The organism is Buchnera aphidicola (Rhopalosiphum padi) (assembly GCF_005080845.1).
Lineage (GTDB): Bacteria > Pseudomonadota > Gammaproteobacteria > Enterobacterales > Enterobacteriaceae > Buchnera > Buchnera aphidicola_AO.
Map to the genome: position 1 here is coordinate 362096 of NZ_CP034858.1, position 23377 is coordinate 385472.

General features: G+C 24.3%; 22 protein-coding genes and 3 tRNA genes. 15 read left to right on the plus strand and 10 right to left on the minus strand.

Annotated elements, in window-relative coordinates:
- The first annotated feature begins 375 nt into the window (after positions 1-375).
- A complete protein-coding gene (locus tag D9V76_RS01660; RefSeq protein WP_158337197.1) occupies positions 376-1950 on the plus strand; it encodes a TerC family protein in 1575 nt (524 codons plus the stop codon).
- 47 nt (positions 1951-1997) lie between these two features.
- Positions 1998-2663: a tRNA (adenosine(37)-N6)-threonylcarbamoyltransferase complex dimerization subunit type 1 TsaB gene (gene tsaB, locus D9V76_RS01665; RefSeq protein WP_172599432.1), complete on the plus strand. Its 666-nt coding sequence runs from the start codon at positions 1998-2000 to the stop codon at positions 2661-2663.
- 125 nt (positions 2664-2788) lie between these two features.
- Here the strand turns inward: tsaB and minE are convergent, their stop codons facing one another.
- Genes minE through minC form a run of 3 tightly spaced genes read right to left on the minus strand, consistent with a single transcriptional unit; the run spans position 2789 to position 4609 of the window.
- Positions 2789-3040, minus strand: a complete 252-nt coding sequence (gene minE, locus D9V76_RS01670) for a cell division topological specificity factor MinE (protein WP_158337200.1) — start codon at positions 3038-3040, stop codon at positions 2789-2791.
- A 2-nt stretch (positions 3041-3042) separates the two neighbouring features.
- Positions 3043-3855, minus strand: a complete 813-nt coding sequence (minD, locus tag D9V76_RS01675) for a septum site-determining protein MinD (protein ID WP_158337202.1) — start codon at positions 3853-3855, stop codon at positions 3043-3045.
- 25 nt (positions 3856-3880) lie between these two features.
- Complete coding sequence (gene minC, locus D9V76_RS01680; protein WP_158337204.1) at positions 3881-4609, minus strand: septum site-determining protein MinC; 729 nt, start codon at positions 4607-4609, stop codon at positions 3881-3883.
- Positions 4610-4876: 267 nt separating this feature from the next.
- Here minC and rsmC point away from each other — a divergent pair, with 267 nt between their 5' ends.
- A complete protein-coding gene (gene rsmC, locus D9V76_RS01685; RefSeq protein ID WP_158337206.1) occupies positions 4877-5893 on the plus strand; it encodes a 16S rRNA (guanine(1207)-N(2))-methyltransferase RsmC in 1017 nt (338 codons plus the stop codon).
- 5 nt (positions 5894-5898) lie between these two features.
- Here rsmC and D9V76_RS01690 read toward each other — a convergent pair.
- Positions 5899-5986 (minus strand) — tRNA-Leu (locus D9V76_RS01690).
- 20 nt (positions 5987-6006) lie between these two features.
- Positions 6007-6077: transfer RNA gene (locus D9V76_RS01695), tRNA-Cys, on the minus strand.
- 162 nt (positions 6078-6239) lie between these two features.
- Between D9V76_RS01695 and D9V76_RS01700 the strand changes: the two genes are divergently transcribed.
- Positions 6240-6324 (plus strand) — tRNA-Ser (locus tag D9V76_RS01700).
- 71 nt (positions 6325-6395) lie between these two features.
- On the opposite strand, the gene D9V76_RS01705 is transcribed toward D9V76_RS01700, so the two are convergent.
- Together D9V76_RS01705 and murJ are read right to left on the minus strand one after the other, a co-directional pair.
- Complete coding sequence (locus D9V76_RS01705) at positions 6396-7427, minus strand: OmpA family protein (protein ID WP_158337208.1); 1032 nt, start codon at positions 7425-7427, stop codon at positions 6396-6398.
- 156 nt (positions 7428-7583) lie between these two features.
- The gene (gene murJ / locus D9V76_RS01710; protein WP_158337210.1) at positions 7584-9128 is read right to left on the minus strand and encodes a murein biosynthesis integral membrane protein MurJ; all 1545 of its coding nucleotides are present in this window, start codon (positions 9126-9128) and stop codon (positions 7584-7586) included.
- A gap of 146 nt (positions 9129-9274) precedes the next feature.
- Here murJ and pyrC point away from each other — a divergent pair, with 146 nt between their 5' ends.
- Positions 9275-10324, plus strand: coding sequence for a dihydroorotase (gene pyrC / locus D9V76_RS01715; protein ID WP_158337212.1), 1050 nt, complete (start codon positions 9275-9277; stop codon positions 10322-10324).
- A gap of 10 nt (positions 10325-10334) precedes the next feature.
- Here the strand turns inward: pyrC and flgN are convergent, their stop codons facing one another.
- Entirely contained in the window at positions 10335-10751 is a 417-nt protein-coding gene (flgN, locus tag D9V76_RS01720) for a flagellar export chaperone FlgN (protein WP_158337214.1), read from the minus strand.
- Between the two features lie 58 nt (positions 10752-10809).
- Positions 10810-11478: a flagellar basal body P-ring formation chaperone FlgA gene (gene flgA / locus D9V76_RS01725; protein ID WP_158337216.1), complete on the minus strand. Its 669-nt coding sequence runs from the start codon at positions 11476-11478 to the stop codon at positions 10810-10812.
- 278 nt (positions 11479-11756) lie between these two features.
- Between flgA and flgB the strand changes: the two genes are divergently transcribed.
- The 10 genes from flgB to D9V76_RS01775 all read left to right on the plus strand — a co-directional run bounded on the left by flgB (position 11757) and on the right by D9V76_RS01775 (position 20171).
- The gene (gene flgB, locus D9V76_RS01730) at positions 11757-12158 is read left to right on the plus strand and encodes a flagellar basal body rod protein FlgB (protein WP_158337218.1); all 402 of its coding nucleotides are present in this window, start codon (positions 11757-11759) and stop codon (positions 12156-12158) included.
- A 6-nt stretch (positions 12159-12164) separates the two neighbouring features.
- Positions 12165-12575: a flagellar basal body rod protein FlgC gene (gene flgC / locus D9V76_RS01735; protein ID WP_158337220.1), complete on the plus strand. Its 411-nt coding sequence runs from the start codon at positions 12165-12167 to the stop codon at positions 12573-12575.
- 10 nt (positions 12576-12585) lie between these two features.
- On the plus strand, positions 12586-13245 hold the full coding sequence (locus D9V76_RS01740) for a flagellar hook assembly protein FlgD (protein ID WP_158337222.1): 660 nt from the start codon (positions 12586-12588) through the stop codon (positions 13243-13245).
- A 55-nt stretch (positions 13246-13300) separates the two neighbouring features.
- The gene (locus D9V76_RS01745) at positions 13301-14530 is read left to right on the plus strand and encodes a flagellar hook protein FlgE (RefSeq protein WP_158337224.1); all 1230 of its coding nucleotides are present in this window, start codon (positions 13301-13303) and stop codon (positions 14528-14530) included.
- A gap of 25 nt (positions 14531-14555) precedes the next feature.
- Positions 14556-15305, plus strand: coding sequence for a flagellar basal-body rod protein FlgF (flgF, locus tag D9V76_RS01750; RefSeq protein WP_158337226.1), 750 nt, complete (start codon positions 14556-14558; stop codon positions 15303-15305).
- 17 nt (positions 15306-15322) lie between these two features.
- The gene (gene flgG / locus D9V76_RS01755) at positions 15323-16105 is read left to right on the plus strand and encodes a flagellar basal-body rod protein FlgG (protein WP_158337228.1); all 783 of its coding nucleotides are present in this window, start codon (positions 15323-15325) and stop codon (positions 16103-16105) included.
- 76 nt (positions 16106-16181) lie between these two features.
- On the plus strand, positions 16182-16898 hold the full coding sequence (locus tag D9V76_RS01760; RefSeq protein WP_158337230.1) for a flagellar basal body L-ring protein FlgH: 717 nt from the start codon (positions 16182-16184) through the stop codon (positions 16896-16898).
- 183 nt (positions 16899-17081) lie between these two features.
- A complete protein-coding gene (locus tag D9V76_RS01765; protein ID WP_253254716.1) occupies positions 17082-18194 on the plus strand; it encodes a flagellar basal body P-ring protein FlgI in 1113 nt (370 codons plus the stop codon).
- Positions 18194-18508, plus strand: a complete 315-nt coding sequence (locus D9V76_RS01770; RefSeq protein ID WP_158337233.1) for a rod-binding protein — start codon at positions 18194-18196, stop codon at positions 18506-18508. The genes D9V76_RS01765 and D9V76_RS01770 overlap by 1 nt, the downstream gene beginning before the upstream one ends.
- A gap of 28 nt (positions 18509-18536) precedes the next feature.
- Entirely contained in the window at positions 18537-20171 is a 1635-nt protein-coding gene (locus D9V76_RS01775) for a FlgK family flagellar hook-associated protein (protein ID WP_158337235.1), read from the plus strand.
- Positions 20172-20325: 154 nt separating this feature from the next.
- On the opposite strand, the gene rne is transcribed toward D9V76_RS01775, so the two are convergent.
- Complete coding sequence (rne, locus tag D9V76_RS01780) at positions 20326-23229, minus strand: ribonuclease E (RefSeq protein ID WP_158337238.1); 2904 nt, start codon at positions 23227-23229, stop codon at positions 20326-20328.
- Positions 23230-23377 lie beyond the last annotated feature (148 nt).

Below are 23377 nucleotides of genomic sequence, written 5' to 3' on the forward strand. Positions count from 1 at the left end.
AAAAATAACAATTAAATAAAAAAAATTAGCAGAAAACAATATAATTTGTGTACAAAAAAATATTTTTTACTAAAAATTTATCCATATTTAAAAAAATACTTTTTTTGAAATAAAAAAAGTTATTAATAAATATTTATCAAATTTAAAATAAAATCTTTACTTCTCTATAACTTAACTAAACATAATAACTTCTAACTTCACAAAAATTAAGTCTCGCAGAATCTATTTAATCAGACATGGTCCATATTTTGTCTCAACTATTTTTTAATTTTCTTGATATAATAAAATATTATATAATCTCAAATTATATTATATCTTAGATGTTTAGATATATTAAATATTGGGCTGTCCTATTTTTTTTACGGAGTTTTTCTGATGGAGTTTTTTTTAGACCCGTCAATCTGGGCCGGCTTGTTAACGTTAGTTATTTTGGAAGTGGTATTAGGGATTGATAATTTAATATTTGTAGCAATTTTATCAGAAAAATTACCTCCTAATCAAAGAGATAAAGCACGTTTAATTGGTTTAGGACTAGCTTTAATTATGCGATTAGCATTATTATCATTGATATCTTGGGTGGTAACACTTACTTCTCCTATTGTTAGTAATAATTTTTTTTCTTTATCAATACGTGATTTAATATTACTTATTGGCGGCTTATTTCTTTTATTTAAAGCTACAATTGAATTACATGAAAGACTAGAAAATAAAGAACACGAAAGCGCAGAAAACAAAAATTATGCTAGTTTTTGGGCCGTAGTAATTCAAATAGTTGTATTAGATGCTGTTTTTTCCTTAGATGCGATAATTACAGCAGTTGGAATGGTAAATCAATTATTAATTATGATGATAGCAGTTATACTAGCTACAATATTAATGTTATTAGCGTCAAAAGCATTGACAAACTTTATTAATATTCATCAAACTGTAGTGGTACTATGTCTTAGTTTTTTATTAATGATTGGTTTTAGTTTAGTTGCAGAGGCGCTAAAATTTTATATTCCAAAGGGCTATTTATATGCAGCAATAGGTTTTTCTATTTTAATCGAAATTTTTAATCAAATTGCTCGTCATAATTTTATGAAAAATCAATCTAGAAAACCCATGAGACAAAGAGCAGCTGAAGCAATTTTACGTCTAATGATAAGAGAAAAAAACAAAAGTAAAAAAAGAATAAAAATTGATAACAAAGAAGAAATAGCACTATCATCTTCCTTAGAAGCTGAATCTTTTAAAGATGAAGAAAAATATATGATTAATGGAGTTCTTACTTTAGCTGGTCGATCTATTAAAAGTATTATGACTCCACGAAGTAATATATCTTGGGTAAATACAGAAAAAAAAATTAATGAAATTCGATTACAATTATTAGATACACCTCATAGCTTATTTCCTGTTTGCAAAGGTGAATTAGATGAAATTATAGGTATTGTACGAGCTAAAGAACTATTAGTTGCCATTGAAAAAAATATAGACGTTTACAAATTTGCTTCTCAAATACCACCTATTATAATACCAGATACTCTTGATCCTATAAATTTACTTGGAGTACTGCGTAGAGCTCAAGGTAGTTTTGTAATTGTAAGTAATGAATTCGGTGTCGTTCAAGGATTAATTACACCTTTAGATGTTTTAGAGGCTATAGCAGGCGAATTTCCAGACGCAGATGAAACTCCAGATATTATAAAAGAACAAAATAGTTGGCTAGTTAAAGGAGAAACAGATTTGCATTCTTTACAACAATTACTTAATACTAAAGAACTAATTAAAGAAGACGACTGTGCTTCTTTAGGCGGATTATTAATTTCTCAAAAAGGTCAATTACCGCTTCCAGGAGAAACAATTTATATTAATTCTTTTTCTTTTCATATTGTTAAAGCTACAGAATATCGTATTGATTTAGTTAGGATAACTAGAAATCAAGATATAAATAAAGAGTTTTCTCAGTAATTTTTTATTTAAACAAAATTTTTTATTCAATTTATTTTGAGCAAGGTATGTCTGATATAATTTTAGCCATTGATACTTCTATTGATTGTTGTTCAGTTGCTATATACAAAAAAAAAACCATTTATTCGTTATCAGAAAACTGTAAAAAAGAACACACTATAAAAATATTACCAATGATTCAAAAGGTATTAATAAATGCAAAAATTACACTGAAAGATTTAAATTATGTAGCTTTTGCAAAAGGACCAGGAAAATTTACTGGAATACGTATTTCAATAGGAGTTGCACAAAGTTTATCCCTAAGTTTAAAAATACCTATATTTGGTATTTCAACTTTATCTATTTTAGCCGAAAAAGCATGGCGAAAATATAAAAAAAAGAAGATATTAGTAGCGATGAATGCAAAAATAGGCCAAGTGTACTGGGGTGCATATATTAGAAATAGTGTTTTATTATGGACAGGAGAAGAAACAGAATCTTTAATTAAAATAAATGAAATAGAAGATAAAATCAAAAAATTTCAAAAAAATTGGATATTAATTGGTAACGGATGGGAAAAAATCAAATGGAAAAAGTCTTTAAAATTAGAAAAAAAAGAAGTTTTATATCCTAATGCAAAAGATATTATTCCGTTTTGTTTGTTGAAAATTAAAAACCAAGAGTTTTTACATTTTACTAAAATAAGTAATAATTATTTAGATAATTTATTTTAAAATTATTTGAAAATTAAAAAAATCAATACTGAAGTATTAAATATAATTCAGTATTGATTATATATTTAATTTGATAAAATGTTTATATAAATTTAATAAAATTTTTTATTAATTATTTTAAAAACTTAATCAGGTAAAACAATATTTAATTCTAATACAGAAATATCTTCATTTTTTTGTTCTAACTGTATTGTAACCATATGAGGATCTATATTTACATATTTACAAATTACAGAAAGTATTTCACGTTTTAACTGTGGCAAGTAATCTGGTTCACTTTTAAATTTTCTTTGTTCTGCAACAATTATTTGTAATCTTTCTTTTGCAACATGAGCTGTGTTTTTGTTCCGGGATAAAAAAAAGTCTAATAAAGCCATACCTATCTCCCGAATAAACGTCGTAAAAAACTTTTTTTTTCTTCTTCAATAAAACGGAATTTATGATTTTCTCCTAATAATCTATTAACTGTGTCAAAATAAGCATTTCCTGCATTAGAAGTTTGATCTAAAATAATAGATTCACCTTGATTAGATGCTCGTAAAACAGAAGCATCTTCTGGAATTACACCAATAATTGGTATACGCAGTATTTCTAAAACATCTTTCATGCTTAACATTTCTCCTTTTTTAACACGTGTCGGATTATAACGTGTTAATAAAAGATATTCCTTTATAGGAGTTATATTTTGTTCAGATCTTCTTGATTTAGATGATATAATACCCAAGATTCTATCAGAATCTCGAACTGAAGACACCTCTGGATTAGTAGTCACAATAGCTTCATCTGCAAAATATATCGCTAAAATAGCACCAGTTTCAATTCCTGCAGGTGAATCACAAATGATAAAATCAAATTCCATTTTTATAAGTTGATTTAAAACTTTTTCTACTCCTGAATACGTTAATGATTCCTTATCTCTAGTTTGTGATGCTGGTAAAATAAATAAATTATTTGTTTTTTTATCTTTAATCAAAGCTTGCTGAATTTTAGCATCACCTTGAATAACATTAACAAAATCATATACTACTCTACGCTCACATCCCATTATTAAATCTAAATTTCTTAATCCTATATCAAAATCTATAACAACTGTTTTTTTCCCTTTTTGTGCTAAACCGGTTGCAATAGCAGCACTTGAAGTGGTTTTACCTACACCTCCTTTCCCTGAAGTAACTACAATAATCCGTGTCATATAAAAATTTCCTAAAAAAACAGACTTAACTGAGAGAATTAATAGTTAAAAATTTATTTTTTAAGTAAATTTGAGCTGATTTTCCAACAAAATGTGATGGTATTTGATCTGATAACCAATATTGACCTGATACTGATATCAATTCAGCAAATAATGTAGTACAAAATATTTTACTTGTTATATCTCCATTGGCACCAGCAAGTACCCTGCCTCGAACTGAACCGTAAATATGAATATTACCATCAGCAACTAATTCTGCCCCAGCACTTACATTGTTTATCACTACTAAATCAGAGTATTGAGCATAGATTTTTTGTCCTGAACGAACAGGTGTATTGATAACGTGAGTTTTTTCTATTTTTTTAATTCGTTCTCGCTGTTCATTTTTTGTTTTCTTTAAATTACAAGTATTATAAAAAGAATTTAAATCTTGATTCATATTATTTTTTTTGGCTTCTAATAAAACAGGCAATCCTGATTCAATAATAACTTTTTTAAAATAATTATCTTTACATCCACTTACGCCTACAATATAAAAACCATGTGCAATAATAACTTCCTGTATTTTTTTCCAATTTACTTGATTTAGTAAATTTGATACATTAACAATAATAGGGGCATTTTTAAAGAATTGAGGATATTCTTGAATTTTTTTATATAGCGATTTACTGATTAAATCTATATTATTAGTGTTTAAATATAGTACTAATAATGTAAAATTGCTACCTTTCAGTTCAATAGGAATTTTTTGCATATATATTGCTCAATAATATTTAATTATATGCACATGAAATATAAATTATATTTTTATATTAAAAAATTGAAAAATAATAAGTTTGATTAAATTATAATATAAATGTTATATGATAACAATTTCTATTTTTTATTAAAATTATTGAAAGTAAAAAATACTTTGACTAAAACAAAATTAAATCAGTTTATAACTTTACAAAAGAACGCTATAGTTTAAATTTATTTAGTTTGAATTTATTAAAATTTTACAATTTAAAGAGAAAAAATATTGATATTTTCTAAAAACAGTAAACTTGTACTGCGTCATCAAAAAATTTTTAAAAATAAAAAAGTTTTTTTTTCAGGGAATATAGAAGATCAACTACCTATACATTTATTAACTATAAAAACTAAAATACATCTTCAAAAAAGTCAAAATTTAAAAAAAACAAATGATAATAAAAATATCACTTTTTATCGTCAATTATTAGTCTCACAAGATACCGTTAAAGACTATAATACATTAATTTATTTTTGGCCTAAAAACAAATCTGAAGCAACATTTCAATTATTTAATATACTATCCTATTTTCCTATTGAAAGTGAAATTTTTATTGTAGGAGGAAATTCAAGTGGAGTAAAAAGTGCAAAGTTAATATTAAAAGAATGGATTAAATTGAATAAAGTAGATAATGCAAATCATTCTATTTTAATGTCAGGCATTCTGGTTAACAAAAAAAAATTTATACTAGAAAACTTTTTTAAAACACATGTTTGGAAAAACTTAATTATAAAATCTCTACCAGGTGTTTTTGGTCATAAAAAAATAGACGAAGGTAGCAAACTTCTTGCATCTACTTTTTCTAAAAAAATTAATGGAAAAATATTAGATGTTGGATGTGGATCAGGTTTTTTATCAGTATCTTTATTAAGAAAATCGCCTAAGTGTCTTTTAACGATGATAGATAGAAAAATGTCTGCATTAATATCAAGTCAAGCTACGCTTGATGCAAATTTTTTTAAGGGAGAAGTTTTATCAAGTGATATTTATTCAAATGTTTTTAATAAATTTAACATGATTATTTCTAATCCACCTTTTCATAATGATCTAAAAACAAATTTTAATACAACAAAAAAAATAATATTTAATTCTATAAAGCACTTAAAGAAAAATGGAGAATTAAGATTTGTTACAAATCAATGTTTTAGCTATGATTTTTATTTAAAAAAAGTTTTTTCTGATTTTTTTATAATCAAAAAAAATGAAAGATATAAAGTATATCAAGCTTTTTTAAAAAAAATTTAATTTTTTGGTACCCGGAGCGGGACTTGAACCCGCAAAGCTTTAAAAGCCGAGGGATTTTAAGTCCCTTGTGTCTACCAATTTCACCATCCGGGCTTTATTTGAAAATTATTTATAGGCGTATCCCGGAATCGAACCGGGTTATACGGATTTGCAATCCGCTACATAGCCAATCTGTCAACACGCCTTTATTTAAATACATTATAGAAAAAAAAAAACAAAATTACAAATAAAATTTTATTAATAAAATATTTAAATTGTAAAAATAAAAAAATATCTTTACATTAAGTCATGTAATGTTCTAATATTAGAAAGTATTTTATGTATTTTTTTAATTCACTTTTTATCTGGAGAGGTGGCCGAGTGGTTTAAGGCAGCGGTCTTGAAAACCGCCGATGAGAAATCATCCGAGAGTTCGAATCTCTCTCTCTCCGAAAAAAATAAAAATACAAACTAAAATTAAACAACATCTCCCTAAAAAATATTTTTATATTTAAACATTTTACTAATCAGACAAAACTTCAATTTCTACACGACGATCAGGTGCTAAACAACTAATTAATAAAGGTCTACTAGATATATCTTTACATATCTGATTAGTTAAAGGAAATTCATTTCCCATCCCTTGAATAGTTATTTTATCTTGAGAAATACCATGTGAAGTAAAATAATTTTTAATACTATATGCACGATCTTCAGATAATTTTTGATTATATTCTTTATTTCCTATTCTATCAGCATGGCCAGATAACATAATAAAAACATTTTTTGATTTAATATTTTTTATTTCATTGTTTAATTGTTGTAATTTATCATGAGATATAGGTTTTAGTTCTGTACTATTAAAGGGAAAATTAATATTCTCATTAAGTGCAACATATTGTTTGTTTGATGATTCAGGAATGTATGAATAAAATATATCATTTATATGAGATTTTCCAAATTTCCATCCAAAAGAAAGAATAAAGTCTCCTAAAGTAGGTTTCATAGATAAATTCATTATTTTTTCAACATTACTTTTCCAAGTATAATCTAATCTAGTAATAAATTTTTTATTAAAAATATATTCAGCCCCTAAAGACACATTAGGAAATAATGTACTTTTTTTAGTAAAGATATTTCTTAAATCTTCTTTAGAAGATAAATTATCCCAAAACATCATTCCACCTAATCGAGTGTAAATATTAAAATCATCTGTTATGGGATATGAGAATTTTGTAGCAAGTTGAATACTGTTGGGTTGTGTATGTTCTGCATTTTTTTGAAGAATTAAATGAGGAGAAAATCCTGTTGTATCATTTTCTATTTCGAAAGAAAAATATGGATTAAATTCATAACCTAAAAACAATCCAAAAACAGGTGCACCTAATTTATCTTTTTTATCATTCTCTGTAGCATCTTTACTTTTATATTCGAGAATATTAAAATTAGACCATCCCATTTTGGTACCTAAATACCAACCATCATTTTCTTTTGCTTGAATACCAGTAACTAAGCTTACTAATAAAAAAATAATAGTAAGAGCTTTTTTTTTCATTTGAAACTCCGTTTTTTAATTATATTAATTACAAATAATAAAAAATATATATAATTTTTTACGTATTTGATAGAAAAAGATTTATAATCTCGAATTTTATTATAAATAATATATTATTATAAATAACATATTTAAATTAATTTTATTAGTATAAAATTAATTTTTTTGAAATAACTTATGGGAATAATGTAACAAACGTATTCCTAAAAAATATAAAGTAATTAAATATACTATTCCAGAAATTAATAAAATAGTAAATAAACGCATTATTTTATCAAAAAATGAACCAACCTTCCAAGAAGGAATAAAATATAGCATAAAAATTAAAAAAAATGTCATAACTAATATTGCAACTAATAAACGACAAATAAAAATAAAATCATTTAATTTAAAATCAACTATTTTTTTTTGGTATAATTTTCGATAAAGCAAAAAAAAGTTGATCCAACTAGCTATACTACAAGATAAAGCAAGACCTGAATGTTGAAAGTAAAAAATTAAACATGGATTCATTAATTGTGTTAAAAACAATGTTAAAATTGAAATTCGCATTGGAACACTTACTTCTTGATAAGCATAAAAAGATGAAACTAAAATCTTAACTAAGATAAAAGATACTAAACCAAAAGAATATAATTCCAGTGCTTTCTGCGTCATTAAAACATCGAAATCTGTAAATTTTCCGTATTGAAATAAAATAATAACTAATGGTTTTGAAAATATAAATAATATAACAGAAATGGGTAAAGACAAAATCAAACCTAAACGAATTCCCCAATTAAGCAATTTTTTGTATTCTGATTTATTATTATTTGAATAACTACTAGAAAAATATGTAAATAAAATTGTACTTAAAGACACCCCTATAATACCTATTGGAAACTCAATTAGTCTATCAGCATAATACAGCCAAGATATTGAACCAGAATTCAACAAAGAACTAAAAATAGTATTCAAGATTAAAGAAATTTGATTAGCACAAGAACCTAAAAAAGCAGGTCCCATTTTCCTTAAAACTTTTAAAAGACCAATATTTTTAAAACTAATGTTAGGAAAAACCAACATGTTTATTTTATATAAATATGGAAATTGATAAAATAGCTGAAAAATTCCACCTATAACAACAGACCATGCCAAAGCAATGATAGAAGGTTCAAAATAAGTATTAAAAAAAAATGAAAATAATATAATACTAATGTTTAAAAGACTAGGAGAAAAAGAGGGAATAAAAAAACAATTATAACTATTCAAAACAGACGAACATAATGATGATAAAGAAATAAATAAAATATAAGGGAACATAATCCTTAATAATGTACAAGACAATTGTAATTTTTCAGGTGATTCGGAAAATCCTGGGGCACTAATTATAATAAGATAATCAGAAAAAATTATTCCTAAAATTACAATAACAGTTAAAATTAATATAATTAAACCGCATGTAGACTTAACAAATTCTTGTATATACTGTTCATCTTTTTTTAATTTATACTTTATTAAAGTAGGAACAAAAGATTGAGAAAATGCTCCTTCAGCAAAAATTCGACGTAATAGATTAGGAATTTTAAAAGCTATAAAAAAAGCATCAGTAAATATAGAAGCTCCAAACATATGAGCAATTAAAAGATCACGAAAAAAACCTAATGCACGTGATATTAATGTCATTACACTTACTGATATTAAAGACTTTAGAATATTCATTTGAAATTAACCTAACCTATGAGGTTAAAATATTATAATTATGATTTAGAATTAATTGTTAAAAAATAAATATCTTTTTACTTATAAAGTATTTTCAACAAAAAAATGTTAATATTAAATTATTTTTTATATTAATTAAACGCAAAATGTCTAAACTTTTAAAAAAAATCACAATTATAAAACCTGATGATTGGCATGTTCACTTAAGAGATAATGAGATTTTAAAAAAAGTTTCTCAATATACTGGAAAATTTTATAAACGTGCAATAATTATGCCTAATCTCGATCAACCTATTACAAATTGTTTTAGATCAATTTCCTACCGTCGTAGAATTTTAAATTCCATGAAATCAAATACTCAATTTCAACCATTAATGATCTGTTATTTAACAGAAAAAACTTCTCCTAAAGAATTAAAACAGGGTTTTTCTGAAAAAATATTTGTAGGAGCAAAATTATATCCCAACTATTCTACAACTAATTCAAAATACGGTGTAAAAAATATTAAGGATATCTATCATCTTTTAAAGATTATGGAAAAAATAAAAATGCCATTGCTTATTCATGGAGAAGAAATAGATCCAAATATTGATATATATGATAGAGAGGCAAAATTTATTGAAAATACGTTAAAACCCTTACGTAAGAAATTTCCAGAATTAAAAATAATACTAGAACATGTTACCACAGAAGAAGCAGTATCTTATATTGAAGAATCTGATTCTATATATTTAGCTGGTACTATTACACCACATCATTTAATGCTAAATCGAAATAATATGTTTATTAATGGAATTCAACCATATCTTTATTGTTTACCTATTTTAAAAAGAAAAAAACACCAGATAGCTTTAAGAACTGTAATATCAAGTGGTAGTAAACATTTTTTTTTAGGAAGTGATACAGCTCCACACTTTCATAAAAATAAAATTGATGTTTTTGGTTGTGCAGGTATATTTAATGCTCCATCTTCTTTATTATGTTACGTTAGCGTTTTTGAAAAAATGAATTCGTTAAAACATTTACAATCTTTTTGTTCTGAAAATGGACCTAATTTTTATAATATGCCAATTAATAAAGAAACTATTACACTTGTGAAAAAACCTCATAAGATTTTAAAAAAAATTGATATTGGAAATAATGTTATTGTTCCTTTTTTGGCTGGAGAAAAATTAGATTGGTCTATTGAAACATAAAAATAAATTTTTAATTTTCTAAATTACCATCAATATCATATGTAGTATTATTTTTATTTGATCTATATGTTTGAAAAATATTTAAAAAACGTTGATTTAGATAAAATTTTTGATTTAAAATCATTTTATTTTTTATATTTTTTTTCTTCAGTAAACAACATTTAGAAAAAAATTCATTCCAACATTGATTTAATTCATTAAATTGAAAATAGGGTGGAAAAATACTGTATTTCTTTTCAAGGAATAACTTTTTTTCTTTTAAAGATGCGATTTTCCTTAAAAAAAACTCTTTTTTTTCTATAATTAACTCTATTTTTTCTATATTAGTTTTAGATTTTGACAAAAGATTATATTCTTGGTTCATTAAATTTTCTAGAGAAATAAGATTTTCTTGCATCTCTTTAACTAAATTAATTAATTCTTTCATTTTTTTACAACACTTATCGTTGAGTTATATTCTATATATATAATTTTTTATTTAATTTTTATAAAAAAACTATGACTTCACCATTTTCATCAATCATACCAGTTAAAACTTTACCGTTTTTTATTTGTACACGTATCTTCTGTTTTTTCACCCCGTTACTTAAAGCTTTTCCTAAAAAAACAACTTCAAAATCAATTCCTTTCATCTTTACAGTAACTTGTTGATTGATTTTAACTAACCAATAGGGGCGAGTCATAAAAGAGGTAATAGGTTGAAAGGGAAAAATATCACGTAAATTAACTCTATTAATAACATCTTTTTTATTAAGATATGTATTACGAGGCAACGTATCTAAACGTCCTACCATTTTTTTTAAATCTCTTTCTCTTATTCTTGTACCTCTAGGTATTTTTTTTTTAGCTATAATATATTCTCCTTCTACTTGTAATTCAACTTGTAAATATTGATGTTGAGCTCCACAAATTAAAATAACATCAACTATTCCAAAATCGTGATTATTATTTACCAATGAAAAAATAGGTTTTTTACAAAATATTTTTTTTTTTAGTGGAGTATGTATTATTGTTTTTATATTTTTTGTTTTAAGAGTATATTCTTTTTTAAAAAAATCGTTTAATTGATCACTTAAATTATACGCGTTAGCTTTAAAAGACTGAAAAAATAAAAAAAATATAAACAAACAAAAAAATATTTTCATTAGTTTCATTTATTTCCTTAATTATCGAGTAATATAAATTAATATTAAACTTATCAAGATTGTTTAATAACTATATTATATTTTTTAAGGTTCTTTTCTTGATACAAAATATCTAATAAATGTATAATATAAATTTATTTAATAAGGTAACGTTTTTAAAATCTATAATATAATTACATTATAATTGTCTAAAAATTTTATTTCATACTACATAATTCAACATTTGGAAAATATTTCTTTAAAAATAAATAACATTATATCTTTCATAAAAATATTAGGAATAGAAAATGTTTAATAAAATAAATAAAATGCTTGATTTTAATCAAAATTTATTAAATTTTTATGCTAAAAGAGAAGAAATTTTATCATCAAATATAGCAAATGCAGATACACCAAACTATAAAGCAATAGATATCAGTTTCAAAGATGAAATTAAAAAGATAATCAAAAAAAATAATTCTGGTATTACATTAAAAAAAACCTCATCACATCATTTAAATCCAAAAAAAAATAATTTTTTTGGATTTGAAATTAAACCTATAGTAAACAAAGAAGTCTCATCAAACGGCAACACAGTAGATATGAATCGCGAAAGAATAGAATTTATAAAAAACACCTTAAAATATGAAGAAAATTTAGTTTTCATAAAAAATGAAATTAAAAATATAATGAATGTATTAAAAGGATAAAAAATTATGTCTTTATTAAATATACTTAATATTGCCGGTTCAGCCATGACTGCTCAGTCAAAAAAAATAAATGTTATTGCTAGTAATTTAGCTAATGCAGAAAGTATAGTATGCAAAGATGGAAAATTTTATCCATATATTGCAAAAAAAGTTGTTTTTAAATTAGATTCATTAAAAAATTCTTTAATTGGTGGAGTAAAAGTTTTTTCTATAATAAATGATCCCAACCCAATGAAATTAATATACGATCCAAATAATCCCTTATCTAATAAAAAAGGATATGTTTTACAAACTAATGTTAATCCAGTTACAGAAACTGTAAATCATATTTCAGCTTCGAGAAGTTATCAAGCTAATGTAGAAGTAGTAAAAACTGCAAAATCTATGATAATGAAAACGTTGTCAATTGGAGAATAAGGAAGAAGAAATGAATACTGTAAATATTAATTCTTCTATAAATAACAATATTATTGAAAATAATAATTCTAATGGACTAGATTTACAAAAAAACTTTCTAAGTTTATTAATGGCACAAATTAAAAATCAAGATCCTACAGATCCTATTAAAAATACTGAATTAACATCACAATTAGCTCAAATTAACACAGCGACTGGAATTGAAAAATTAAATAATACTGTTGGAAAGTTTTCTAATAAAATTAATCAAAGCCAAAATATACAAGTCTCTTCATTAATTGGACATCATGTAATGATACCTAGTTCTCAAATTGTACATACTAAAGGTATCGAAACAGAATATGGAATGGAATTAATTAATGATACAACAAAAGTAAATATAAAAATAACAGACGATAAAGGACAAATTATATACATTAAAGAAATGAAAAACTTAAAAGCTGGTATATATACTTTTATATGGGACGGTAAAAATTTAGATGAAGAAGAAATGAAAACTGCAAAATATAATGTTGCTGTTGTAGCTCAAAACAAGAATAAAGAAATTCCTGTACAAGTTTTAAGCAAAGCTTTAGTAAATAGTATTATTACTTCCTCAATCGATCCAATTATTGATTTAGGAGCAATGGGCACTATAACATTATCAAAGATTCGTAAAATTCTTAAATAAAGATAATTCAATTTGACGAAATTTGTATATATAAAATTATTAAGGAATAAATTATATGTCAATTATAGAAGCTATCAATGGATTAATGATTAATAATGATTATATAGATATTGTCTCGAATAATATAGCAAATGCTTCTACTATTGGATTTAAATCTAGTACTCCTTCATTTTTTGACATAGTTTCTCACTCATTTTATTCTAATCAAACAATTAAATCTGGTGTTGGAATTTCAAATTTAGTTCAAAACTTTAGTGATGGAGTATTAGTTCAAACAGACAGAGATTTAGATTTAGGCATTGTAAGAGATGGTTTTTTTCGAGTTTTAGATTCTAAAGGTTATGTACATTATACAAGAAATGGTCATTTTTTACTTGATAAAAATAAAAATATTGTTAATGCACAAGGGATGTACTTAACTGGTCAAAATCAATTTGATTTAAAAAATGATTTAAATAATGTATCTAATCTCGAACCTATCAATTTAAGAAAATCTGATTTATTAAGAGCAAAAGCAACAAATGAAATTAAGTTAAAAGCTAATTTAATAAGAGATATTAATTCTACAAATGATATAACTGGAACTAATGATAATATCTCTAATACAGAAACACATAACATCACTATTTATGATGAAAATAAAAACCCTCAAGAATTAAATATTTCTTTTAATAGAATTGATAATAATCAATGGAAATTAAATATAAAATTAAGTGATAAAAAAATTCCAGTTGATGAAATCATTAATAATAATTTTATTTTAAAATTTGATTCTGAAGGTAAATTAATATCTAACTCTTCTTTGCAGATTAAATCAAAAAATTCTAAAAATATTGTTTTAGATGGAATCACATTAAATATAGAATGCGCTCTTAAAAAATCAGAAACCGATACTGCTTCAATAGAATTATCTCAAAATGGATATTCAGAAGGTTCTTTAGAACATTTTGAAATTTTAAATAATGGTGAAATTATTGGACAGTACACAAACGAACAGGAACAAAAAATAGGGCAAATATTTTTATCAAAATTTATCAATCCAGAAAAGTTAAAACCTGAAAGTGGTAGTATTTGGTCAGCAACAAATGAAGCTGGAAAGGAAAAAATAGGAGCAGCTGGAGACCGGGGTTTTGGTATATTGTACACAAAATCTTTAGAAGCATCAAATGTTGATTTAAATAAAGAACTGATTAATATGATTGTTGCACAACGTAACTATCAATCTAGTGCTCAAGCTTTTAAAACAGAAGACAAAATAATTAATACATTAGTTAATTTAAAATAATTTTATAATCGAATTGGATCATCTAATGGAAAAAGCAATATATGAATCTATGAATGCTGCTATTACATTGTTAGACAAACAAGCAGTGATTTCAAATAATTTAGCAAATATATCTACAGTGGGTTTTAAAGAATCGTTTAATCTTTTTATAAAAGATAAAAATGTTCAAAATTTATATAAAACATACAATCAAAATGTAAAAGAATATTATAATTCATATCCTGGAACTTTAATTCATACTCAAAGAAAGTTAGATTTAGTTGTTAAAGATAATGGTTGGCTGGCGATAAAAGATATAAATGGTCAAGAAGCATATACAAAAAATGGTCATATAAAAATAAATCAAGAAGGAAAACTTACTGTTCAAAATTATGAAGTGATAGGAAATCATGGAAATATAAAAATACCAAATAATATCAATTTAAAAATTTTATCTAATGGTATAATTAAAAAAATCAAGAAAACCAAAGATAGTATTATCGAATCAACAATAGGTTCATTAAAGTTAGTACGACTACCAAATAACAATCTTATACAAAAAGAAAATGGTTTGTTTTATCTTAAAGAAAACAATTTAAATCAATATAAAAATATTCTTCATGATAGCAGTGTACGCATACAATCAGAAATGTTAGAAGCAAGTAATGTAAATCCAACAAAAAACATGATTGATATGATTTCAAATGCTAGACAATTTGAAATGAATATGAAAATTATATCTATGTGTGATCAAAATACAGAATATGCAAATCAATTATTTAATATTAACAATTAAGTTAAAAGGACAAAAAAATGATTCCTTCTTTATGGATTTCCAAAACAGGTCTTGATGCTCAACAAATAAATATGAATGTTATTTCTAATAATTTAGCAAATGTAAGTACAAACGGATTTAAACGTTCTAGAGCAGTATTTGAAGATTTGATGTATCAAACAATGCGACAAGCAGGCACAAATTCATCAATTGATACTACTTTACCGTCTGGATTACAATTAGGTACAGGAGTTAGACCGGTAGCAACTGAAAAAATTTATAGTCAAGGAAATCTTTCTAAGACTGACTCTTCAAAAGACGTAGCTATTAATGGACCTGGATTTTTTCAAGTACAACTACCAGATGGTAATATGGCATATACTAGAGATGGGTCCTTTCAATTAGATCAAAATGGTCAATTAGTAACTAATAGCGGTTTTCCTATCATTCCTGAAATCAATATTCCACCTAATTCAATCAATATTAATATAGCAAGAGATGGTATTGTTAGTGTAACTATACAAGGACAGACGCAACCGATTTCTATTGGTCAATTAAACTTAATTAATTTTGTCAATCATTCTGGACTAGAAAGCTTAGGAGAAAATTTATATCAAGAAACACAAGCATCTGGAAGTCCTATCGATACTACACCTGGTTTGAACGGTACAGGTTTGTTATATCAAGGATATGTTGAAACTTCTAATGTTAATGTTGCTGAAGAACTAGTAAATATGATTCAAACACAACGTGCATATGAAATTAATAGTAAATCTATAAATACTTCAGATCAAATGTTACAAAAATTATCTCAACTATAAAAATCGATCTTTATTATCAATACAATAAATTTAAAAATATATATTTTAACATGTTTTAATTAAGGATTGTTTTTCCGTGGTAAAATTATTTAGTTATAAAATTAAATATTATTTGACTGCTTTTTTTATAATAATGATTCAAAGTTGTGCTTCTGTTGAAAATAAACCTTTAGTTGGTGGTATTACAACTGCTGTAGCACCTAATATAATACCTAAAATTAAAAATGGTTCTTTGTTTCAAGAAAAAATACCTATAAATTATGGATATCAACCACTTTTTGAAGATCATAGATCTCATAATATAGGAGATATAATAACTGTTGTATTACAGGAAAATATAAGTGCTAGCAATAGTTCTTCTTCAAATTTAACTCGTGATGGAACAGCAAATGTAGGTGTAACAGTAACACCAGGGAAATTAAATCCTGTATTAGGATTTGATATTAATGATAACAAAACAGGAATAGATAGTATAGGAAAAAATGATTTTTCAGGAAAAGGAAGTAATTCAGCTAAAAATACATTTACTGGTCTTATTACTGTTACTGTTCAGAATGTTCTTCCAAACGGAAATTTAAAAGTAATTGGTGAAAAACAAGTTGCTATTAATCAGGGTACAGAATTCATTCGTTTTTCAGGTGTAATTAATCCTAATGATATAAATAAAAATAATTTAGTCGCTTCCACGCAAGTTGCTGATACACGCATTGAATACGTAAGTAACAATCGTATTAACGATATTCAAAAAATGGGGTGGTTACAGCGATTTTTATTAAAAATTTCACCTATTTAATTATAAAAATATTTTTTTTAAAAAAACCTCATAAGGGATTGAAAAAAACAATCCTTTATGAGTAAAAAACTAGTATATTAAAAAACAAAATTTATTAATAAAAACATTTATCATAGAAGATATATTTTATATATAATAGATGTAAAAATAGAATTAATAAAGTAAATGCATATAAGGTATTTTATGTCTAAGACAATATCGTTATTAAAATTTATTATTTGTATTTTAATAAGTTTATGTTCTTTTACATATGCTGAAAAAATACGTGATCTAACAAGTGTTGAAGGTATAAGAGACAATCAATTAATTGGTTATGGTTTAATAGTAGGTTTAGATGGAACAGGTGATCAATCAACACAAACTCCATTTACCAATCAATCATTACATAATATGTTATCTCAACTAGGTGTAACTATACCTCCTGATACCAACATGCATTTAAAAAACGTAGCTGCAGTTATAGTTACGGCAAACTTACCTCCTTTCAGCCATACAGGGGAACAAATAGACGTAGTAGTATCATCAATGGGTGATGCAAAAAGCCTTAAGGGAGGAACATTGCTAATGACTCCTCTAAAAGGTACCGATAATCAAATTTATGCTATTGCTCAAGGAAATATATTAGTATCTGAAAAAAATAATTCTCAAAAAAAAAATAATTCTATTTTTTCAAAACAAGTAAATTCAGGGAGAATTAATCATGGTGCAACAATTGAAAGAGAAATAAATACTGATTTCGGAAAGAATAAAATAATTAATCTACAATTAAATGAAGAAGACTTTAGTATAGCACAAAAAATAAGTGATATGATTAACATAAAATATCCAGATACAGCAACAGCTTTAAATTCTAAAACAGTACAATTAAATACGTATGCTAATAATACAATACAAGTTCATATGCTTTCTAATATTCAAAATATAGATATTTCTATGCCATCTCAAGAAGCTAAAGTTATAGTTAATCCTCGTACTGGATCCATTGTTATTAATCAAGAAGTAAAATTAGGAACATGCATTGTTTCTCATGGTGATTTATCTATATTAATAGAAAAAAAAGAAGAGCAAAACATTGATTCAAGTTTTTTAAATACGTTAATAAAGAATAAAAAAGAAAATTTTTTAGAAAATATAACTAATAGCAATTATATTAATAATAATTCTTTTAAAAATAAAAGTTTAAATAATATTGTTCGAGTGTTAAATTCTTTAGGAACTAAACCTGACGAATTGATATCTATTCTGCAATTAATGAAAAATGCTGGTTGTCTTCATGCTAAATTGGAAATTGTTTAATGAAAAATGATTTATCTTTATTTAATATAACAAATTATAGAGCAAAATTTGTTAATGATTTAAAATATCAAGTACAAAATAATCCTAAAAAATATCAACTAGAAATAGCAAGAGAGGTAGAAAGTCTTTTTATTCAGATATTATTAAAAAGTATGAGAAATTCTTTAACACAAGATAATTTATTAGATAGTAATCAAAGTCGTCTTTATACAGAAGTTTATGACCAAGAAATTTCAAAAGAAATGACTAGTAAGGGTATAGGATTAACAAAAATTATTTTACAACAAATTCAACAAAAAAAATCACATAAATAATGATATTTTTTATAAAAAGGGAAGCCAAATGAGTTCTATATTAACTTCTACTGTTACTGGAATAAATGCAATAAAGATATTAATTAATAATACTGCTAATAAAATTATTAATCCAAAACACAAAGACGAAATACAACAAAATATTTTTGTAGAGAATACTGTAGATGAATCTAATTTTAACGCGGGAGTTCGAATAAAAAAGGTATATGATGAATACAATGATTTTATTAAAGAAGAAAAACGAAAAATTAGTGAAAGAGTGCAAGATGAACAAACAAAAATAGAAGAATATTTAAAACTAGAAGACTTATTTGGCGAAAAATCAAATATTTTTACTCTTTTGATAAATCAATTATATTCTTCTATAGAAAACGATGTTGTTAACAACAATGTCAATATATTTAATGAAAATATAGAAAATAATTTAAAAAAAATTATTAGTGAATTAAAAAATTTCGATGAAAAATTAAGTTTTTTAGAAAAAGATGTTAAAGAATCAATAACAGAAAAAATAAAGAAAGCAAATATTTTAATTAATAAAATCTATGATACCAACATTGATATTAAATTTTTTCCTACTGTTCAGTTACCTAATAGAGTAGATAGTTTTATAGATAGACGCGATCAATTAATAGACGAATTAAATGATATAATAGGAGTAAAAGTAGTTAAAGAAAACAATACTTTTAAAGTATGCTTAAATAATGGTATGTGCATTATAGATGACTATAATAAACAAAATTTAATTGCATTAACTTCTAGTACTGATGATAAGTATATAAGCGTAGGATATTGGGACGATAATGAAAAGACATTAAAAAAAATGGAACATATGATTCCGAGTTCTTCTTTAGGGGCTCTTCTCATGTTTCGTAGAGAAGATCTACAAAATGCAAGAAATAAAATTGGACAATTAACTATAAATTTCGCTGATAGTATTAATGAATGTCATACATTAGGATATGATATTCTTGGAAATCTTGGAAAACAAGTTTTTAGTATTAGCAATCCAGAAATTATATCTAGTTCAACAAATCAATCATATCTTCCTACATCCATAAAATGGGTTGCTACTAGTGATGCACAAGATACTAATTATGTGGTCTTTTTAAAAAACAATCATTGGACAGTTACAAGATTACGAGATCGTTCAACAGTTGAAGCAGATATATATCATCTGGATAATAACACATATATTACTTTTGATGGGATTGAATTCAAAATCGAAGGAGATAATGCTGAAGGCAATATTTATATGATTAAACCATATTCTAAAACTTTAAATGAGCTAGAGTTATTAATTGTTAAAAATGATCGGTTTTCGATATCTTCATCAAATGATTTAAGTCAAAAAAATAAAAATAATGCAATTAAAATACATCATTTAAACCAAGAAAAAATCGTTAATAAAAACGAAACATTATATGAATCTTATCTAAAATTTTTAAAATCTATATCCTATAAATGTAATGATCTTGAAGAAAAAGTTCCTTTTAAACGAAATATGATTGAAATATTAAAAAATAAAAAACTATCAGAATCTGATGATATTCATGAAAATTATCAAAAATTAAGTTATGAACAAAAATGTTATCTTGCAAATGTTAAAATTTTAAAAATGGCTGAAACAATTTTTAATGAAATTGTTGATTGTTATAGTTAGTTGTAAAATTAAATAATATTTTATAAAAAATAAAAACTTACTTAAAAAGTAAGTTTTTATTTTTTATAAAAATTATAACATTAATAAATAATAGATTTTATTTTTTTTAATATTTTTTTTATTTAAAAAAAATTTTATATTTTGACAAATAATTTTATTCGAATTTTTTAACAGGAGAAGTAGAAAAATTTGTAGCAGAATGCGCTCCAGCCGATTTTTTTAATTTTTTATTTGATTTTTTTAAAAAAATTGAAGATTTCATAATTTTTTGATTTTTACTTAAAGATACATCACTAAAAATTTTTGTTATTGGTGCACTTGAATTATTTTTTATATTTTCTTTTTTTAAATTTTGATTTAAAAAAACTTTTTTTTCATCCGAAACTAAAAAATTATTTTTTTTAGATATCAATTTTACTTTTAATTTTGCAGTATTTTGAGTAAAAGTTTTATATTTAAAACATGTTTTAATAAAATATGACTTTGTAGTTATTTTTTTCTTTTTACAAAACTGATTGATTTTAATTTCTTTATTTTTAAGTGCTTTTGGCCATAAAATTGAATTTTTAATAAAATTATTTGTTTTATAAACAGAAGATAAATTTGATTTTTTATAATTATTATTTTTTTGATATTTTTTTACTTGATTATCCTTAAAAAAACAATATTTTTTTAACGATGTTTCTAACACTAATTCTAATAAAAAAATAGTATGAGGATTCATTGAAATTAAATTTTCAATAAGAAAAAAATTGAAAAATTGAGAATTGTTATATTTTTTCGAAATTATAGAACTAATATTAACTATAACATTATTAGGATAGTAACTATTAAAAATAATATTATTATTTAATAATTTTTTTTTAAAAAATACATTTCTTTCTAAACTTTTTTGAAAAATTTCATAGCAATCTATATTGTTTTTACTTGGAACATTTAAAGAATCTTTAAATTTATTTATACTATAATTTTTTGTATACAAAAAATTATACTTATTAAAAATATAATAATAATTTTTTTCTAAAAAATTTAAATTTTTAAAATTAATACTATTATTTTTAGAATCAATATTTTTTAAAGATGTAGATTTAATTTTTTTATCAAAAAAATTACAATTTTTTTTGTAATTATTGTTTTTAATTTCATCAAGTAGTTTCTTTTTTTCATCATTATCAATAGAAGATACTATCTTATCTTTTTTACTTATTTTTTTTATACTATTAAAATTTTCTTTTTTATTAAAAAGAACGTTTTTTTTATTTTGAAAAATATTTCGTTTAAAAATCTCATTTTTAATGAAAACATGCTTTTTTAGAAAAGAATTTTTTATCCAAGTCATAAATTTAAAAAAGGGGTTTTTATTATTTAATAATGCATTAACAATAAAATTATTATTATTCTTTTTTCTTAAAATCTTTTCTTTTTCTATATTTTTTTTATGAAATGAATAATTAGATAAGGAAATGTTTGTTAAAATTGGATTTGATCTATTTTTTTTCTCTACAATTTCTTTTTTAATATTATTTAATATTTTATTCTTTCTAATATGAGAAAGAGAATAACTCATAGAACGTATTTGTTCACCTTTTCTTATTCTAGATACGAGATAATGCGGAGTTTTCATATTTTTATTAGGAACAATAATAGTTTTACCACCCGCTTGACGCTTTTCAATTGCATAGACAGCTTCTCTTTTTTCATTTAATAAATAACAAGCAATTTCTATTGGTACAATTGCATGAACTTCATATGTATTTTCTTTAAGAGCCTCTTCTTCAATTAAACGCAAAATAGATAAAGATAAAGATTCGTTATCTCTTATTGTACCCGTACCTGTACATCTAGGACAAATATGATGACTAGATTCACCTAAAGATGAACTCAACCTTTGTCTAGACATCTCTAAAAGACCAAATCTAGAAATATTGCCAATTTGAACACGTGCTCTATCTTCACGAACAATTTCACGTAATTTATTTTCAATAGTTTTTTGATGACTTATAGCTGTCATATCTATAAAATCAATAACTATTAAACCTCCTAAATCACGTAGTCTTAATTGACGAGAAATCTCTTCTACTGCTTCTAAATTGGTATTGAATGCTGTTGTTTCAATATCCGCCCCACGAGTAGAACGAGCAGAATTAATATCAATAGCCGTTAATGCTTCTGTCGTATCCAGCATAATTGATCCACCAGAAGGTAATCTTACTTTTCTTTGAAAAGCAGAATCTATTTGAGATTCGATTTGATAGTAACTAAAAAGTGGTATTTCTCCAGTATATAATTTGATTTTATTAATAAAATCCGGACGTCCTAAAGCTGTAATATGTTCACGAGCAATATCTAATATCTCTGGATTATCAATTAAAATTTCACCAATATCTTGACGTAAATAATCTCTAAAAGCACGAACGATGACATTACTTTCTTGATGAATTAAGAATGGTGCAGATTTTCTTTTTGAAGCTTTTTTAATAGCATCCCAATGTTTTAATCTAAGAGACAAATCCCATTGTAATGATTTTATAGATTTCCCCACACCAGCTGTTCTAATAATTAAACCCATTTTTTCAGGTATTTTTAAAGATGATAATAATTCTTTTAATTCTATTCTATCACCCCCCTCAACCCGTCTTGATATGCCAGCAATTTTAGGATTATTAGGCATTAAAACTAAATAACTTCCTGCTAAGGTAACAAAAGTAGTTAATGCAGCACCTTTCGTGCCTCTTTCTTCTTTATCTATTTGAACAATAAGTTCTTGACCTTCTCGTAAAATATCTTTGATATTTACGCGCATATCATAATTATAGTTTTCTGGAAAATAATTTTTAGAAATTTCTTTTAATGGTAAAAAACCATGTTTTTCTACACCATAATCTATAAAAACAGCTTCTAAGCTGGGTTCAATTCGAGTGATTTTCCCCTTATATATATTTGATTTTTTTTGTTCTGATCCAGAACTTTCTATATCAAGATCATATAAACGCTGACCATCAACAAGAGCTACACGTAACTCTTCCTGCTGAGTTGCATTAATTAACATTCTTTTCATTATAACGTTTTCTCTCTTATTTTTATAAATAAGTAAATACATCAACAGGAAATATATACTTTTAAAAAATTAATTTTTTAATATTTAATTCTGATATTTATTTAAAATATATATAAAAATAAGTTGTTTTAAAATAGTATTAAAATAA

Bases quoted from the DNA above. Each gene is read 5' to 3' on its own strand.
- D9V76_RS01660 (WP_158337197.1), top strand. From the start codon at position 376: ATGGAGTTTTTTTTAGACCCGTCAATCTGGGCCGGCTTGTTAACGTTA.
- tsaB (WP_172599432.1), top strand. From the start codon at position 1,998: ATGTCTGATATAATTTTAGCCATTGATACTTCTATTGATTGTTGTTCA.
- minE (WP_158337200.1), bottom strand. From the start codon at position 3,040: ATGGCTTTATTAGACTTTTTTTTATCCCGGAACAAAAACACAGCTCAT.
- minD (WP_158337202.1), bottom strand. From the start codon at position 3,855: ATGACACGGATTATTGTAGTTACTTCAGGGAAAGGAGGTGTAGGTAAA.
- minC (WP_158337204.1), bottom strand. From the start codon at position 4,609: ATGCAAAAAATTCCTATTGAACTGAAAGGTAGCAATTTTACATTATTA.
- D9V76_RS01705 (WP_158337208.1), bottom strand. From the start codon at position 7,427: ATGAAAAAAAAAGCTCTTACTATTATTTTTTTATTAGTAAGCTTAGTT.
- murJ (WP_158337210.1), bottom strand. From the start codon at position 9,128: ATGAATATTCTAAAGTCTTTAATATCAGTAAGTGTAATGACATTAATA.
- pyrC (WP_158337212.1), top strand. From the start codon at position 9,275: ATGTCTAAACTTTTAAAAAAAATCACAATTATAAAACCTGATGATTGG.
- flgN (WP_158337214.1), bottom strand. From the start codon at position 10,751: ATGAAAGAATTAATTAATTTAGTTAAAGAGATGCAAGAAAATCTTATT.
- flgA (WP_158337216.1), bottom strand. From the start codon at position 11,478: ATGAAACTAATGAAAATATTTTTTTGTTTGTTTATATTTTTTTTATTT.
- flgB (WP_158337218.1), top strand. From the start codon at position 11,757: ATGTTTAATAAAATAAATAAAATGCTTGATTTTAATCAAAATTTATTA.
- flgC (WP_158337220.1), top strand. From the start codon at position 12,165: ATGTCTTTATTAAATATACTTAATATTGCCGGTTCAGCCATGACTGCT.
- D9V76_RS01740 (WP_158337222.1), top strand. From the start codon at position 12,586: ATGAATACTGTAAATATTAATTCTTCTATAAATAACAATATTATTGAA.
- D9V76_RS01745 (WP_158337224.1), top strand. From the start codon at position 13,301: ATGTCAATTATAGAAGCTATCAATGGATTAATGATTAATAATGATTAT.
- flgF (WP_158337226.1), top strand. From the start codon at position 14,556: ATGGAAAAAGCAATATATGAATCTATGAATGCTGCTATTACATTGTTA.
- flgG (WP_158337228.1), top strand. From the start codon at position 15,323: ATGATTCCTTCTTTATGGATTTCCAAAACAGGTCTTGATGCTCAACAA.
- D9V76_RS01765 (WP_253254716.1), top strand. From the start codon at position 17,082: ATGTCTAAGACAATATCGTTATTAAAATTTATTATTTGTATTTTAATA.
- D9V76_RS01770 (WP_158337233.1), top strand. From the start codon at position 18,194: ATGAAAAATGATTTATCTTTATTTAATATAACAAATTATAGAGCAAAA.
- D9V76_RS01775 (WP_158337235.1), top strand. From the start codon at position 18,537: ATGAGTTCTATATTAACTTCTACTGTTACTGGAATAAATGCAATAAAG.
- rne (WP_158337238.1), bottom strand. From the start codon at position 23,229: ATGAAAAGAATGTTAATTAATGCAACTCAGCAGGAAGAGTTACGTGTA.